The following is a 15,735-nucleotide window of genomic DNA, read 5'->3' as shown; positions in this document are numbered from 1 at the left end:
CCAATGAAAAAGATCGTATTTCTCATTGCCCTCGCTCTTGCGTCTTCAACGCTGATCTCAAGCGGTCACGCCCAGCAAGGTGCTGCCGCACCGGCTCTGGATGTTCTGCAACGCGCCGACGGCGTCAAAATCGTGCCGGAGAGGTTCCTGCGCGCCTATGATCCCGTGACGATTTTCTTCGCCGGGGATACCGGCCCGGCCACCGGCGGCCCGGAAGACTCGCCCGAACGTTTTGTGACGATGGAACCGGCGGCTGCCGGTGCCTGGCAATGGCTCGGCCCGCGGGCCCTGCAATTCCGGCCCGCCGACAAGTGGCAGCCGCTTGCCCGCGTCACGGTCAAGATGCTGGATCAGGGCACGAACGCCGGCGGCGAGACGGAATTGATACCGCTGCTGCCGGTACCGGTCTCCACGCTCCCGGCTGCGGGCGATGATCCGGTCAACGAGCTCGACCAGATCACCTTGACCTTTGCCGAGCCCGTCGATGTCGCAGCACTTGCCCGCCTTCTGTCGATCGAGCTGCGTCCGGCGCCGGGCATCGGCGACGAAGGCGGTCTGATGTTGGGGGCGCAGGATTTCGATATCCAGCCGCTCGAACGCAACAGCCGCAGCGACCAGCAATCCTATGTGGTAAAACTGCATGCCAGCGTGCCCGATGGCCGCGTCGCCATTCTGCGGCTGAAGCTTGCCGACACGCCTGACTTCAGCGATCAGACCTTTGAATTGCGCGTGCGCACCGCGGTGCCCTTCACCATGACCAAGTCCGATTGCGGCCGGGGCTTCGACGCCACATCAAGCGACGACATCATGCGCTGCACGTCGAACGCCAGCGTCAGCGACTACAGCGCCGCGGTCGACGATGACGGCAATCCCGTCGAAACCGCCGATCGATCAAGCCAGGCACGCGAGTTGATCTTCCGGTTTTCGAGCAATCCAGTGGCCGGAGAGCAGTTCTCGGTCCGGGACGCCTTGCGCATTTCTCCGCCGGTGGACGATCTGACGGCGGAAGCCAGCAACGGGCGTCTTTATATCGATGGCCGCTTTCTCACCGACAAGGTCTATACGCTCGATGTGGCCGCCGGCGCCTTGACGGATGAGCGCGGCAGACCGCTGGCCGACGGTTTCAGCCGGAAATTCGCCTTCGCGCCGGAACAGTCCTCGCTCGTCTGGGATGCGTCGCAGGGCGTGGTCGAGCGCTTTGGCCCGCAACTCGTGCCATTGCGCGGGCGCGGCTATGAGCAGGCCGATGTGCGCATCCACGCGATCGATCCGCTGTCCCGCGACTTTTGGCCTTTCCCGCAATCCGGCCTCGATACGGACGACGACGAGGCACCGCCCCTGCCCGGCAAGGAGCCGCAGAAATGGGCCGACAGCGATGAGATTTCGGCCGATGCGATCCAGGCCCGCGTCAAGGCCCTGGGCTCGCCCGCCATATCCCAATTCGTGGACCTGCCGATTCACAAGGGCGGCGTCGACACCAAATTCGGCCTGGATCTGAAATTGCTTTTTGCCAGGATTGCCGGTGCCGACCAGCCCGGCACCTATCTCGTCGGCCTGCGCGCCGTGGACGATCAAACCCGCCACTGGCTTCGTGTGCAGGTCACCGACCTGACCTTGAGCGCGGTGGAGGAACCGGACCGGGTGCGCTTTGCCGTCACCTCGCTTGCCGGCGGCAATCCGATCAGCGGGGCGCAAATACGCCTCGACGGTTTGCGAGACGGCAAATTCGTTACGCTCGCGACCGGGACGACCGACGCCCAGGGCTTCTTTTCCTGGGAGCTGCAGCAGCGCGCCGACGCGCAGATCCGGCGCGTCATCGTGACCAAGGGGCTGGATACTCTGGTCGTCGACCCCGATCATGCCCCGGCCCAATATGCCGGGGATAACTGGACCAAGCCCTCGGCCGCCTGGCTGGATTGGACCACCAATCCCGAAGACGAGCGTGCCGAGCAGAGCCGCACCCTTTGCCACGTCTTTACCGAGCGGCCGATCTATCGCCCGGAGGAGCCGGTGCATATCAAGGGTTATGTCCGCAGCTATCTCGGCGGTCACCTGACGCTGCCGGCGCGGGGCGGCCAGATCGTGATTACCGGCCCCGACCAGCAGGAATGGCGCGTCCCGGTGCGGCTGGACGCGTTCGGCGGCTTTTACCACAAATTCGACGCCGAGACGCCGGCGACCGGCGATTACGACGTTCACTTCGAACCGGGCGACACGGCGGGGACTCCCGACCAAACGCAACCGGCGCAGACATCCGGTGATGACGAGAATGCCGGCGGCCAGCCGAGCGTTGGCAATAGCGATGACGCGGCGGCAGACGACAGGCAGGCCGAGACCGCCGATAGCGACGGCACGGCCGACAAGACGGTCCAATGCGGCAGCATCTCCTTCAAGAAGGAGGCCTATCGCCTGCCGACGTTCGAAGTCGTGCTCAACAATCCGCAAACCGTACCGCTCGATTCCTCCTTCAACGTCGATCTGATCGCCCGCTATTTCGCCGGCGGCCTGCTGGCGGATCGTCCCATCCGCTGGCGCGCGGTGCAATATCCCTACAATTGGACGCCGCCCGGCCACGAAGGCTTCCTGTTTTCGACGGATTCCCGTTACTCCGGCGGCGATGAATTCAAATCCTCGCCGGCGCTCGAACGCGACGGCAGCACCGATGCCGGCGGCGCCTCGCGTATCAGCTTCGACACGACGATCGAGCCGACGGCGCAGCCCCGCCGCTACATGGTCGAGGCGACCGTGACCGGCGACGACGATCTGCAGGTGCGCAGCATCACCAACGTCTATGCCGTCCCGCCCTTCGTGCTCGGTCTCAAGCTGCCGCGCTATGTGCCGCAGCCGGGCGCCATCGAGCCCGAGATCCTGGCCGTCGACGGCAATGGCGATCCCGTCGCCGGGCTGGAGATGACGGCGCGCCTGATCCATCGCAACTGGACGTCGACGCTGCAGGCGAGCGACTTCAGCCAGGGTTCGGCGAAATACATCACCCAGCAGATGGACGAGACCGTTCTGGAGCGTAGGGTTACCAGCACGAGCGAGATCCAGACCCTGGCGCTCGAGGCAAAGGACGCCGGTGTCTATGTCCTTCAACTCGAGGCCAGCGACCGGATCGGCCGCCGGCAGCAGGTCAGCGTCGACTTTTTCGTCGGCGGCACCACGCCGGTCACCTGGGCACAGCCGCCCGCCCGCACCGCGGTCGTGTCCACCGATAAGGACAGCTATATCCCCGGCGACACCGCCAATCTGCTGATCCAGTCCCCCTTCCAGACAGCCCGGGCGCTCGCCGTCGTCGAAGAGCCCGAGGGGACGTTCCGCTATGACTGGGTCGACATCACCGATGGATACGGCCATTACGCAGTGCCGGTCCGCAAGGAATATACGCCTGACATATCAGTGCACTTCCTCATTATGCGCGGCCGGCTGGAGACCAGCATTCCCTCGCCGAACGCGCCCTTCGACCAGGGCAAGCCCGTCACGATCGCCGCGACCAAGACGGTGACGGTCAAGCCGGTGAAGAACAGCATCACCGTGACCCTGGATTATCCGAAGAAGGCTCGCCCCGGCGACGAAGTCGAGGTGACGCTGCATCTGGCCGACGATACCGGTCAGCCGATCGCCGGCGATGCCACCTTCTGGATGATCGACCAGGCGGTGCTGTCGCTCGCGACCGAGCAGCCGCTGGATCCGCTGCCGAATTTCATCGTCAAGCGCCCATCGACCATGGCGCTGCGCGACACCCGCAACATGGCCTTCGGCATCATTCCTCTGGACGAGGTGCCGGGCGGCGACGAGCGGGAGGAATGGGGCACGGACAACAATATATCCGTCCGCAAGAATTTCACGCCGGTGCCGATCTATCTTCCCGACGTGAAGGTCGGCGCGGACGGCACCGCCAGGATCAAGATGAAACTGCCGGACTCGCTGACCGTCTTCAAGCTGCGCGCCAAGGCCGTCAGCGGTCCCGACCGCTTCGGCTACGGCACCGGCGAAATGCTGATCCGGCAGGAGATCGTGGCGCAACCCGCCCTGCCCCGTTTCCTGCGTTATGGCGACCAATTCGAGGCCGGCATCATTGCCCGCGTCGTCGAGGGCGGCGACGGCGCCGGCGCTGCGTCCATTGCTTCCGACGGCTTGACGCTGGAGGGCAGCCAGGATCTCTCCTTCACCTGGGAACAGAACAAGCCGGCTCACATCGGCGTTCTCGCCGAGGTGCCCGAGCCAAGGCCCGGCCAGGAGGACGTGCGGCTGCGTTTCGGGGTCGAGCGCCTCGCCGACCACGCCAGCGACGCCGTCGAGATCACGCTGCCGTTGAAGTCCGACCGCATGCCCACCAGGCATTACGAGATCGTCGAAATCCCGGCGGGCGGCGCGAAAACGCTGCCGGCCACCGAGGAAAATGTGCGCCCCGGATCGTTTCAACGGGTGATGACGCTGACCTCGGATCCGGCATTGGTGAAGCTCGTCGCCGGCCTCAACACTCTGGTGGAATCGCCCTATGGCTCCACCGAACAACGGATATCGCTCGCCGCCTCCGGCGTCGCCTTCAAAAGTTTCGCACCCATCCTGGCGGCTGCGCAGCTTGAGAAACGCATAGACGGCGACGTGCACAACACCGTGCTGGCCATCGGCCAGGCGGTCGATGCCGATGGCCTTGTCGGTTTCTGGCCGCACAGCAAGGGCAATGTTTCGCTGACGGCCTGGGCCTATTCCTTCCTGGTCGCGGCCGACAAAGCCGGCGAACCCACCGACAAGACGTTGACGGATCGCCTTGCCAGCGTGCTGAAACTATCGCTGCGCTCGGACTATCCGCATCTGCTCACCGGCGACGAGGTTCGCGAACGGGTCGAGGCTCTGACGGCGCTGGCCGAGGGCGGCGCGCTCGATCCTGCCTATACGGCCGAACTCGCCCGCTCGGCCGCGGTGATGCCGAATGTCAGCGTTGCCAGAATGACGGCGGCGGCAGCGGCGGCACCCGATGCCGACCAACGCCTTGTCGCCGGTCTCGCCGACACGATGTGGTCGCGCGTGCGCATCCTCTCGCGCAATGGCCAGCTGGTTTATGACGGCCAGGCCCAGGATGGCGGCAGCCCGATCATCCTGCCTTCGGAAACCCGCAGCCTTGCCGAAATGGTGCGCGCGGCGGCTTTGACCTCGGAAACGGATCCACGCTATCCCGCCTTGAAAAACGCCCTGCTGCAGCTCGGTGAAGGCGACGGCTGGGGCTCGACCAATGCCACCTCGGCTGCGATCCGCGCGCTTGCAGCCGCCTGGCAGAGGCCGACGACGCCTTTGCCGTTAACGCTTGAACAGAGCGGCAATGTTCAAAACCTGACGCTCGACGCCAATGCGCCCGTGTTGCGGCAGGTCACTCTCGATCCGAGCGCCGTCACCATCCAGAATACCGGAACGACGAGTGCTCTGGCGCTGGTGGAAACCACCTACCTCGCCGCCGAAGCCGGCTACACCGCCCAAGCCGAAAGTCAGGGCTTTGCCCTGACCCGCACGCTCTACCGCGTCCCCGCCGGCAATGCGCCGCTGGAGAAGCTGGTCCCCGATGCCAAAGGGGCGATCCAGCTCAAGGTCGGCGACGTGCTGGAGGAGAGGGTCGAACTGGTGGTGTCCGAGGATCGGACCCATGTGGCACTGACCCTGCCGCTTGCCGCAGGGCTGGATCCTCTCAACCCCAATATCGCCACCGCCCCGGCCGAGGCCACGCCTGATATCGCGCCGAGCCTGCCGAGCGATTGGGTCTCCTATGGGGACGATCAGGTATTTTGCGCGTCCGACAGGCTTGCGAAAGGCAACCACACCTTTGCCTATCGGACGCGCGCCCTGATCCCCGGCTCGTATACGCAGCCGCAGGCCTTTGCCGAAACCATGTACCAGAAGGGCGTGCAGGGAATGAGCGCCGCCGTGCAGATCGTGGTGGCGAAATAGGCCGCCGCAATCGGGACGACATCAGGCAGGACGACATCAGACAAGACGACAACAGGCAAGGGAGCCAGCCGGCCGGGAAATGACACGCTGGGGAAGCCGCCGATCGAAGCTCGCATTTTTCTCCTCGCTGGTTCTCGCGGCGGGCGCCCTGGTCTATGCCTATCTCATCGATCAGCGTGCGCAGCTGATCGCGCCTTCGCCGACGCCGATACTCTATGATCGCGGCGGCGCGTTCCTCGCGCAGATCGGCCATGCCGACAGTGCCAGCGGGCGCATCGATTATGGCTATTGGCCGCTGGAGCAATTGCCCGACCGCGTCGTGAAGGCAACGCTTGCCCTCGAAGACCGGCGGTTCTACGACCATATCGGCGTCGATCCCTATGCGATCGGCCGGGCCGCCTGGCAGAATCTCGGCGCCGTCAAGCGCCGCTCGGGCGCCTCGACCATTGCGATGCAAGTGGCGCGGATGCAGCAGCCGGAGACGCGCACCTTCATGCACAAGATCCTCGAGGCCGGTACCGGCGTCTTGCTGACCCTGCGTTACGGCCGCGACGCGACGCTGGCGCAATATTTGCGGCTGGCGCCTTACGGCAATGGCAGCCACGGCATCGCCCATGCGGCGCGGCTCTATTTCGACAAGCCGGTAGCCGACTTGTCCTGGGCCGAGATCGCACTGCTGTCGGCCATCCCGCAGTCGCCGACCCGGATGAACCCGCTGCGGCCCGAGGGCTTGCGCCGGGCCGTTCAGCGCGGTCATCACATTCTCGACGCACTGGCGAAACAGGAGGTCCTTCCGGCTGACGAGGCGGAGATCGCTCACCGCCAGCTCGCCGACATCAGGATGCCCGACCGGCCCCGCCGTCCGGACGCCCTGCACCTGATCTTGCGTTACCACGACCTCATCGAGAACGGCCTGGTCGCGCCCGCTTCCGCTGATATGCCGCTGATCCACACGACGATCGACCTTGGCCTGCAGGCCGACGTCACCGCGCTCGCACGGCAATATCTCGACGGCTGGCGCTCCGCGGGCGCGCAGCAAGTCGGCGTCATGGTGGTGTCGCGTCAGACCGGCGAGGTCCTCGCCCAGGTGGGGTCGAGCAATTATTACGGCCGGCATGCCGGCGCCTTCGACCATACGCGGACACAGCGCTCGCCCGGCTCGACACTCAAACCTTTCATTTACGCGCTGGGATTCGAGCGCGGCGTGCTGAAGCCGACGGACATGCTGCTGGATCTGCCGGAAGGCGCATCGGGCATCGGCGATGCCGACCGCGAATTCCTCGGCCCCATGCTGCCCCGCCAGGCGCTCGCCAATTCGCGCAATGTGCCGGCCACCAATCTGCTGCGCAGCATCGGTCTCGACACGACATTCCGCTTTTTGCGTGATCTCGGCCTGCATGACCTCGAAACCCCGGCCGATTATTTCGGCCTGTCGATGGCGATCGGCTCGTTGCCGACACGCCTGGACCGGCTGATGCGGGCCTATGGCGCGCTGGCCAATGACGGCCAATTGCGGGATCTGCGCTGGGCGCGCGAGCAGCCGCAGCCGCAATCCGTCCGGGTGATTTCGCTCGATACGGCCCGGCTGATTACCTCCTTCCTGTCCGATCCGCAGGCCCGGCTGCCGAGCTTCCACCGCTATGGCACGCTGGAATATCCCTTCCCCGTCGCCATCAAGACCGGCACCTCGCAGGGTTACCGGGATGCCTGGGCCATTGCCTATTCGGAAAAGGCCATCGTCGGCGTCTGGATCGGGCGCGGCGATGACGGCACCATGAGCCGGATGACCGGCGCCGGCAGCGCCGCCCGCCTCGTGCACGCGATCATGGACCGGGTCCATGGCAACAAGCCGGGAGACATCGCCGATGCGCGCTTTCCGACGCCGCCGGACCGCAAGCCGATCGAGGTTTGCGTCGTCAACGGGCAGGCGAACGACAGCAGCTGCAGCCGGACGCTGGTGGAATGGCTGAAGTCCGACGAGATGCCGAAGGCGGCTGCGCTATCGCTTCGTCCGGACGCCAGCCTCAGGTCTTTGCCGATCAGTGCAACAACGGGGAACAGTCAGAATTATTCGCTCGCCGCTGCCGATGCTTCCAACACGAAGATCCATCTCGCCATATCGGCACCTGCCCGCAACAGCCAGATCTGGCGCAATCCGGAACAGCCGGCCGCATTCGACCGGCTGCCGCTGAAGGCCGATGTGCAACCGCATGTGCCGCAAATCGTCTGGTATGTCGATGGCCAGCCCTTCGCCGTCACCGATCCCGACCAGCCTGTCTTCTGGCCCATCCAGAGCGGTGAACACCGCTTCCAGATCCGCCTGCCCTACCGCGACGAAACCTCTGCAGTCGTACCGGTGTATGTGCAATGAGAACGCCGCGCTGCCGCAGTCGTCGGCCACGCGTGAGGTAGCGGTCGAAAAGGGCGGGCGCTGACAGCCACGCTCACCGCCATCAGCGCTTATTTGGCATCCATTTGCTGGAGAAGAGCACGCCAGAGCGCAACCAATTCCGAGTCTCCGACATCGTGCGTCGGCTTCAGCCGAACGGCCGTATGCACCAGAACCAGATGGGTCGCTGCATCAATAAAAATGCGCTGCCCTTCGACACCCTCCATAACGAACGTCCGGCGCGGTGCGGGCATCAGCCAGACCAGGTAACCATAGCCCCAAGGGTGCGTCCCTTGGTCGATGGCGAGGGGAGAGCCAGCCGTCACCGGCTGCGTGGCGTCCAGAATCCATTGCTTGGGGACGATCTGCTTGCCATTCCAAGCGCCATTATGTGCGAGCATCAGGGCGAAGCGTGCATAGTCCCTGGCGGTTGCGCTGAAGCAGCAATAAGCGATCTCCTGACCGCTCCGATCAACAACCCAGTCTGCGTCATCCTCCGCCCCCATCGGTTGCCAGATGCGGCTCTGAAGGTACTCAGCCACCGTCATGTGCGTGGCCTGTGTCAGGACGAGGCCCAACACTTCGGGATCGATGTTGGCGTAGTGCCACTGCGTTCCAGGCGGAGCGGCTCGGACGTTGAACTCCGATACTGCCTGGCTTGTCGAAAGATCGGATCGACTGAAGAGCAGCCGGCTAAGCTTCGCATCGTCATCGGAACCGCCGTAGTCCTGGCCGAACTGGATGCCGGAGCTCATCTGCAACAACGCCCGGATGGTTGTCTGTCCCAGGACCTTGCCGGTCAGCGCCGGCACATAGGTTTGCGCGAGGTCGTCTATCGAATGGATGGCACCTTCGTTGATCGCGATGCCGATCAACATGCCCGTAATCGTCTTCGCCATGGACTGCGAATAAAAGCGGTCGCGGTCTGTGCGGCCATATTGGTAATGCTCGAACAGAATGGTGTCGTCCCGAGCGATGAGCAAGCTGGTCGTGGGATTACGGTCGAGATAATCTTGCAGGGTGTGTGGCTGCCCTCGGAACGTATAGCTTAGCTCCAGCTCCTGCGGCGCACGGGCCAGCAGCGAAGGCTTACTGGCGGCCACGCGGTGCGTCGGATCGAGCTTGTCGGCATGGCTGTAATTGCCCACCATATTCGATTGCAATTTGAGCGGCGGTCCAATCGGATAGCCGAGGGTTTCTCCATATGCGGACGCGTTTGGGCCGGTTGGAGAAAACACCGGACTGGCATCCCGCGCGGATGCAATCTTCTCTGATCCGACGACAGACAAAATCGCGATGGCAATCGCTGTCGACTTATGAGCAGCGCGCCGTCGTGCTGTAGAGTGCGCCAGCATGGGCTCTCATTCTTCGCTTCGCTGCAGCTACGGCCCAGCGCTTTCGAGTGAACAACCAATGCTGCGAGCCCGTCATGCCGATGTCAAGACTAGGCTTATCGCTGTCTGCTCTGAGATTGCCTTGTCGCCTCTCAAGCCGAGGCCACGTCGTAACTCTTGTTCGCCGCGTTCTGGATCAATGCGATGGCGATCGGCGGAACGAAGAAGCTCCAGATGGCGAGCCAGACGATGGAGATCAGAGGTCCCTCACCTTTGCCGTGGCCGCGGCGGTTGAGGAGCTCGCCAAGGGTCATGACGAGAACCGGCAATCCAAGCGGGATAAAGATGGCGATCAGCTCTAACTTTTTGTTTTTAGGCTGCGGCAAAAGCGCTTCGCGCTTTGCCTGGCATTGCTCTAAGCCAGATGAAAGCGCCAGCGAGGCCGACGTCAATCGCAATCATATTCGTCGCTGTCCTTGCTCCGGAAGCCGCCCCACACTCCGTCATCCCAGGGCTTGCCCCTGGGATCCATGCGGCTGGCGCTGCGCGAACAGAGATGGCGTCCAACTGCAGGGAAGTTATTGAAGCCGTGCGCCTGGTTGTGGATCCCAGGGTCAAGCCCTGGGATGACGGAGTGTGGAGTTGGCGTTCTCGCCAAACGCACCGGCGGTGCAGCCTGCGAGACGCCGCTTGCCGCAGCTTCATCGCGCCGGCGGGACTTAGGCATCTCGGCACCATCTCTCCTCCGTTATCCAGGGCATCAAGCCCTGGGATGACGGAGAGTGGGGACCTGTTTCTGCCAAACTCGATGTCGGCTGGGACAATGCATCACGATGCGACCTGCTCTAATCGCAGGTTTCAGCGATCCTCTTCAGTTCGACTGCAGGCTCCAGAATGGCGCCGCCCTTGTTTCCGACGAAACGGTAGGTCCCGCGCCACAAGCCGTCCGCAGCTTCGGATATGCGCAGACGGTGATCGCCGTCCCTGCACGTCGCGTCATAGGCCACGTCACCCATATCGGTGAAATCCAGTCTGCACTTGGCGGCCTCTGCCTTCGGCAGAACCGGGTTCATGTGGCTCTTCACCGCCGCCTGGTCGTAGCAGATCCGAAACACCTGCTCATCGTTCTTCAACTCCGGCGTGGGGACCGGCGTGAAGATCCTCACCTGCCAAAGTCCGGTGGGAAGGCCGCTCTCCTCAGAGAAGGAGGGGGCGGCAATCAGGGCGAATGCAGCGGCAAGAACGGATCGCAGCATGGTTTTTGCTCTCCTCATTTGCACTCGCCAATCCGCTTGACCCGAACATCGGTTGTGGGCTGCGGCATATCGGAATCCCCCTCATAGACCTCGTTATAGGAGATCTGGCCGCTGAAGCTTTCGCCGTCATTTTCCGGTTGGAGAAAAAGCCCCCATGAGGTTCCGATGCCGCCGTGATCGCATTGGGCGTTCATCTGAATACCGCTGTCGTAAAAATGGATCTTGTCGACCAGCACGCATTTGACGCCGGCGGGTTTCGGCATCAGCGGCAGCGTGTCTGCGGTCATGTCGCTCTTGACGCAGATGTCGCGCGTGGCTTCGACAACCTTCATTTCCGTATCGCTGCGTTGAAGGGTGTTCCAGGTGAAGCGCCAAAGACCGCCCCATTCCGGCCGCTCCGTCGGCATGTCTTCGGCGCTCGCCTGCGTCCGGCCCTGCGGCATCTGGAGATCGGTGGTCTGCAGCGCCAGCCGGCGCGAGAACCAGGCTCCGATGATGTTAAAGTCGTTGAAGGTGATGTGATAGGGCTTGAGAACCTCATCCTGCTGCGCCAGGGCAGTGCCGGCGACCGAAGACTTGCGGCTGTAATAGACCTGTATCTCCCGGAATTTTTCCTCAGGCATCGGCTCGGCTTCCCGAAGCGGCGCCTGGTTGAGCACCGACTGGGCGACATCGCGGCCGAGCGCCGCGTAGGTGCCTTGCGCGTTCTCGGCAAAATATGCGCCGAACATCTCGACCATCGCAAAGGTCTGATCCTGTTTCATGCGCTCGACGAAGATGGCGCCGGCGGCCTCGTAAGCGGCCTTATCCGTTCCGAATGTCTTGAAGATCGCCTGATGATCGCCGTCCGGATCGAGAAACATCGCGTAGGTGATGTGGCCATAGGTCCGGTAGTCGATGCCGTTGACCGGCTCGAGCAGCTTCACGTCAAAACCGGCGCGGCCGGCAGCGATCTTCGGCGGTGACGCCGGAGACGGGTTTTCGATAGCCGCCGGGACGGATGGGGATTGCGTCCATCCCAAAGAGGGCGCCGAAACAGACATCATCAGCGACAACGCTGCCACACCGGCAAACGGCAAACGGGACATGGCGTTCATCCTCATTGGGTCGGGGGAAGACTTAGGGAACAGGGATGGTTTGGGAGGGCAGCCCTGTCTCGACGGACGATGCCTGATGTCACCGCGATGATGCTCAAAAGTTTCCCCCTATGCGTGCGTTTTCTCACAGCCTAAATATGGTTGTCATGCGAAAAAGAAAGGGGGCTTCGTTTCCGTGCAATCCGGTTGGTGTCTGCTTCGCACTGACGGAGGAGAGGTGGTGCCGAGATGCCCAAGCCTCGTGGGCGCCATGAAGTTGCGGCTCCGCAGCGGCCATGGAGCCGCAGCGGAGCCGCTCAGGCCGTGCGGCCGGTGCGTTTGGCGAGAACGTCAACCACATACTCCGTCATCCCAGGGCTTGACCCTGGGATCCACAGCCAAGCACTCTGCCGGAATGGCAGGATATGTCTACATCGTCACCAACCAGAAACACGGCACGCTCTATATCGGCGTGACATCCGATCTGGAGCGTCGCATCTACGAACATCGTGAAGGGCTGACGCCGGGCTTTGCCTGGAAATATGGCTGCACCCGCCTCGTCTGGTACGAGGAGCATTGGGATATCGGCAGCGCGATCCAGCGCGAGAAGTCATTGAAGCGATGGTACCGGCAATGGAAGATCGACCTGATCGAAGCCATGAATCCCGGGTGGAACGATCTCTATCTGACGCTGTGGTGATGCCATCGCTGCTCACGCAGTGCCAGCCGCGTGGATCCCAGGGTCAAGCCCTGGGATGACGGAGGAGAGGTAGTGCCGCGGGACACACAAGCCTCGCTGGCGCGATGTAGCTACGGCAAAAGTGACGCCTCACACACTGCAACGCCGTTCCGCTTGGCGAGAACGCCAACCCCACTCTCGGTCATCCCAGGGCTTGACCCTGGGATCCACAACCAAGCGCACGGCTTCAATAACTTGCCTGCAGTGGGACGCAATCTCTATCCACGCGGTGCCAGCCGCATGGATCCCAGGGTCAAGCCCTGGGATGACGGAGTGTGGGGCGGCAAGGGCGGCGGAGAAGAGGTGGTGGCTGGACACATAAGCCTCGCCGGCGCGATGAAGCTGCGGCTCCGCAGCGGCGATGGAGCGACGGCAAAAGTGGGGCCGGTGCGTTTGGCGTTCTCGCCAAACGCACCGGTGCAGCCTGCGAGGCGCCGCTTGCTCTATTGTTTTGTGACTGCCTGTGATGGGCCTTTCTGCAAATCCGCCTCGTCGGCAAGAATGGCGGCGGCTTCATCCAGCAAGGCGTCTTTTGCATTCTTGCGGGCATTTTCCATGGCAATATCGGCGCTCAGGCTGCGCTCGTCCGCCTGCAGGCCATCATCGCCACCGAGGTCTTCGCCATCACCGGCCTGCGCGCGAGACTTGAACCGGCTTTCCCGCGCCGCCGCTTCCTTGCGGCGTTCGGCTTCATTGAGGGACACAACGCCCTTTTCGCGCTGCGCCTTCAGGTCGGCAATGTCTTTGATCAGGCGCTGGAAGTCCGGATCGCTCTTGACGCGGGCATCATGGCGGCTTTGCAATGACGGCAGCAGCGTCTGGATCGTCTCGTCTGGGGTATAGCGCGCCGGCTTGATCTCAGCCCATGGCAGGGCATTGTCATAGCTGGTCTCGCCGAAAGCAGTCGGATCGGACAGTCCCGGCAGGCTCAGATCGGGCGTCACGCCGCGCAGCTGCGTCGTGCCGCCGTTGACCCGGAAAAACTGGGAAATCGTCACTTTCAGCTCGCCGAATTCGGGTTTGCTGTTGTGAACCACCTGGTCAAGATCGACGACGGTCTGAACGGTGCCCTTGCCGAAACTGGGTTCGCCGATGATCACGCCCCGACCGTAATCCTGGATTGCCGCGGCAAAGATTTCCGAGGCCGAGGCCGAGCCGCGATTGATCAGGACACCCATCGGGCCTGTCCAGACGGGTGCAGCAAAATCAGCGCTTCTGACCGCAACCTTGCCGTCGCTGCCGCGCTGCTGAACGACCGGGCCGTTGCCGATGAAGAGACCGGTGAGATCGATCGCCTCATCCAACGAACCGCCGCCATTGTTGCGCAGGTCGATGAGAACGCTGTCGACCTTTTCCTCGTTCAGTTCGCCGAGAAGCTTGGCGACATCGCGGCTTGCACTCTTGTAGTCCTTGTCGCCTTTGCTCTTGGCTTCAAAATCTTCATAGAAGACCGGCAGCGTGATGATGCCGATTTTACGCGTGGCGTCGCCCGCCTTCACCGACAGCACGGTTTTCCTGGCAGCCTGCTTGTCGAGACTGATCTTATCGCGCACCAGGCTGACGACGCGATGGGCGGCATCGGCGCCGGCATCGGCCGGCAGGATATCCAGGCGCACGACGGAGCCTTTCTTCCCGCGGATCATCTGCACGACTTCATCCAGGCGCGTGCCCACCACTTCCTTGATCGGCCCATCCTTGCCCTGGCCGACACCGGTAATGCGGTCTCCGACCGCGAGCTTGCCGGACAGCTGCGCCGGCCCGCCAGGCACCAGCTCACGGATTGTCGTGTAATCGTCGCGTTCCTGCAGCACGGCGCCGATACCGAACAACGAAAGCTTCATCGAGACATTGAAATCGGCTGAAGCGGCCGCGCCGAAATAGTCGGTGTGCGGATCGACAGAGGTTGCAAAGGAGTCCATGAACGACTGGAAAACGTCGTCGCTTTTAAACTGGTAAGCCCGCTCGAGTGAGTTTTCGTAGCGTTTGTCGAGGGTTTCGCGAATAGCTGCGTCGGTTTTGCCGCCCAGCTTCAGCCGCAACCAGTCGCTCTTGACGCGCTTGCGCCAAAGCTCGTTGCTCGCGGCTTCCGACTGCGGCCACGGCTCCTTATCGCGCAGCACCGAAAAATCTTCCTTCACGCTGAAATCGAAGCCCTGTTTCAGCAGGCTGCGCGCGTAGGTCATCCGGTCGACAACACGCCGTTCATAGGCGTTGAAAATCGCAAACGGGATCTTCAAGTCCTGCTTTTCTATCGCATCGTCGATCTCGCTGCGGTCAGCCATGAACCTGTCGACATCGGTCTGCAGGAAGAGCATGCGGTCCGGATCAAGCGACTTGATGAAGCGATCCATGACCTTGGCCGACAAGGCGTCGTCGAGCGCAACGGGTTTGTAGCTGTATCGCGAAAGAAATTGCGCGCTCAACTGAGCGGCCTGCGCCTGCCGCTTCAGCGGCGCCAAAGCCGGCGGTGAGGCAACTTCAGCATATGCGGACGATGCGAGTGCAAGAAATGCTGCAAGAAAAACGTAGGGTATGCGCATTCAGCGTTGATCCAATTCAGACTGCCTGATGTCGATGGGTGATCTAGGTGAGACAATTATGGTCTTTTGGCAAGCAGGTGGCAAATGACATGGTTGGCAACGGCAGGAAAATGCATCCAGGGTTCTGCGCGGGATCGTCTCACTCGACATCGGCCTCCCGCGTGGCGGAACTTCAGGCATCGGGAGAGATCAGAATTTTCGTCTTGTCGTGAGCTGGGCTGCTCTTCTGCGTCAAGCCAACTTGAGCATAGATTTCGCGGCGGACCGGAAGCGGACTCACATTGGGCTACTGATGTTCGGTACCTTTACGCCCATATAGTCGTCGTTCGCCGGTGCTAATGCCGGTACCGAAAGCCGCCATACGGGTGAGGTTCTACAGCCGAACCAAGATCACGCTGCGGGGTGGTAAGCGGCATACGTAACAAACCCACCTCAACCGCAGCTTGAGCAAAAGATCG

Annotated in this window: 7 protein-coding genes and 1 pseudogene; 3 read left to right on the top strand and 5 right to left on the bottom strand. The window is 62.7% G+C overall.

Annotation, left to right across the window (positions count from 1 at the left end):
• Window positions 1-3: 3 nt before the first annotated feature.
• Complete coding sequence (locus tag CO667_RS25640; protein ID WP_097621094.1) at window positions 4-5,943, top strand: MG2 domain-containing protein; 5,940 nt, start codon at window positions 4-6, stop codon at window positions 5,941-5,943.
• 79 nt (window positions 5,944-6,022) lie between these two features.
• The gene (locus CO667_RS25635) at window positions 6,023-8,314 is read left to right on the top strand and encodes a transglycosylase domain-containing protein (RefSeq protein WP_097621093.1); all 2,292 of its coding nucleotides are present in this window, start codon (window positions 6,023-6,025) and stop codon (window positions 8,312-8,314) included.
• 89 nt (window positions 8,315-8,403) lie between these two features.
• Here CO667_RS25635 and CO667_RS25630 read toward each other — a convergent pair whose 3' ends face one another.
• The 4 genes and pseudogenes from CO667_RS25630 to CO667_RS35980 all read right to left on the bottom strand — a co-directional run bounded on the left by CO667_RS25630 (window position 8,404) and on the right by CO667_RS35980 (window position 12,010).
• Window positions 8,404-9,687: a serine hydrolase gene (locus CO667_RS25630; protein WP_097621092.1), complete on the bottom strand. Its 1,284-nt coding sequence runs from the start codon at window positions 9,685-9,687 to the stop codon at window positions 8,404-8,406.
• 131 nt (window positions 9,688-9,818) lie between these two features.
• Window positions 9,819-10,022: pseudogene (locus CO667_RS25625) on the bottom strand (hypothetical protein); the annotation flags it as partial.
• A 489-nt stretch (window positions 10,023-10,511) separates the two neighbouring features.
• Window positions 10,512-10,922: a hypothetical protein gene (locus tag CO667_RS25620; RefSeq protein ID WP_097621091.1), complete on the bottom strand. Its 411-nt coding sequence runs from the start codon at window positions 10,920-10,922 to the stop codon at window positions 10,512-10,514.
• Between the two features lie 14 nt (window positions 10,923-10,936).
• On the bottom strand, window positions 10,937-12,010 hold the full coding sequence (locus CO667_RS35980; protein ID WP_245433279.1) for a hypothetical protein: 1,074 nt from the start codon (window positions 12,008-12,010) through the stop codon (window positions 10,937-10,939).
• A gap of 403 nt (window positions 12,011-12,413) precedes the next feature.
• Here CO667_RS35980 and CO667_RS25610 point away from each other — a divergent pair, with 403 nt between their 5' ends.
• Window positions 12,414-12,698: a GIY-YIG nuclease family protein gene (locus CO667_RS25610; RefSeq protein WP_097621090.1), complete on the top strand. Its 285-nt coding sequence runs from the start codon at window positions 12,414-12,416 to the stop codon at window positions 12,696-12,698.
• 482 nt (window positions 12,699-13,180) lie between these two features.
• Here CO667_RS25610 and CO667_RS25605 read toward each other — a convergent pair whose 3' ends face one another.
• On the bottom strand, window positions 13,181-15,277 hold the full coding sequence (locus tag CO667_RS25605; protein WP_097621089.1) for a carboxy terminal-processing peptidase: 2,097 nt from the start codon (window positions 15,275-15,277) through the stop codon (window positions 13,181-13,183).
• Window positions 15,278-15,735: the final 458 nt, after the last annotated feature.

Origin of the sequence: Rhizobium sp. L43 (assembly GCF_002531725.1) — a bacterium.
In the GTDB taxonomy this organism is placed as follows: Bacteria; Pseudomonadota; Alphaproteobacteria; order Rhizobiales; family Rhizobiaceae; genus Rhizobium.
This window is presented reverse-complemented; position numbering and strand designations above follow the sequence as displayed.

What these genes read in the sequence shown, in the direction of transcription:
- CO667_RS25640 (WP_097621094.1), top strand. Translation starts at nt 4, where the DNA reads ATGAAAAAGATCGTATTTCTCATTGCCCTCGCTCTTGCGTCTTCAACG.
- CO667_RS25635 (WP_097621093.1), top strand. Translation starts at nt 6,023, where the DNA reads ATGACACGCTGGGGAAGCCGCCGATCGAAGCTCGCATTTTTCTCCTCG.
- CO667_RS25630 (WP_097621092.1), bottom strand. Translation starts at nt 9,687, where the DNA reads ATGCTGGCGCACTCTACAGCACGACGGCGCGCTGCTCATAAGTCGACA.
- CO667_RS25620 (WP_097621091.1), bottom strand. Translation starts at nt 10,922, where the DNA reads ATGCTGCGATCCGTTCTTGCCGCTGCATTCGCCCTGATTGCCGCCCCC.
- CO667_RS35980 (WP_245433279.1), bottom strand. Translation starts at nt 12,010, where the DNA reads ATGTCCCGTTTGCCGTTTGCCGGTGTGGCAGCGTTGTCGCTGATGATG.
- CO667_RS25610 (WP_097621090.1), top strand. Translation starts at nt 12,414, where the DNA reads ATGGCAGGATATGTCTACATCGTCACCAACCAGAAACACGGCACGCTC.
- CO667_RS25605 (WP_097621089.1), bottom strand. Translation starts at nt 15,277, where the DNA reads ATGCGCATACCCTACGTTTTTCTTGCAGCATTTCTTGCACTCGCATCG.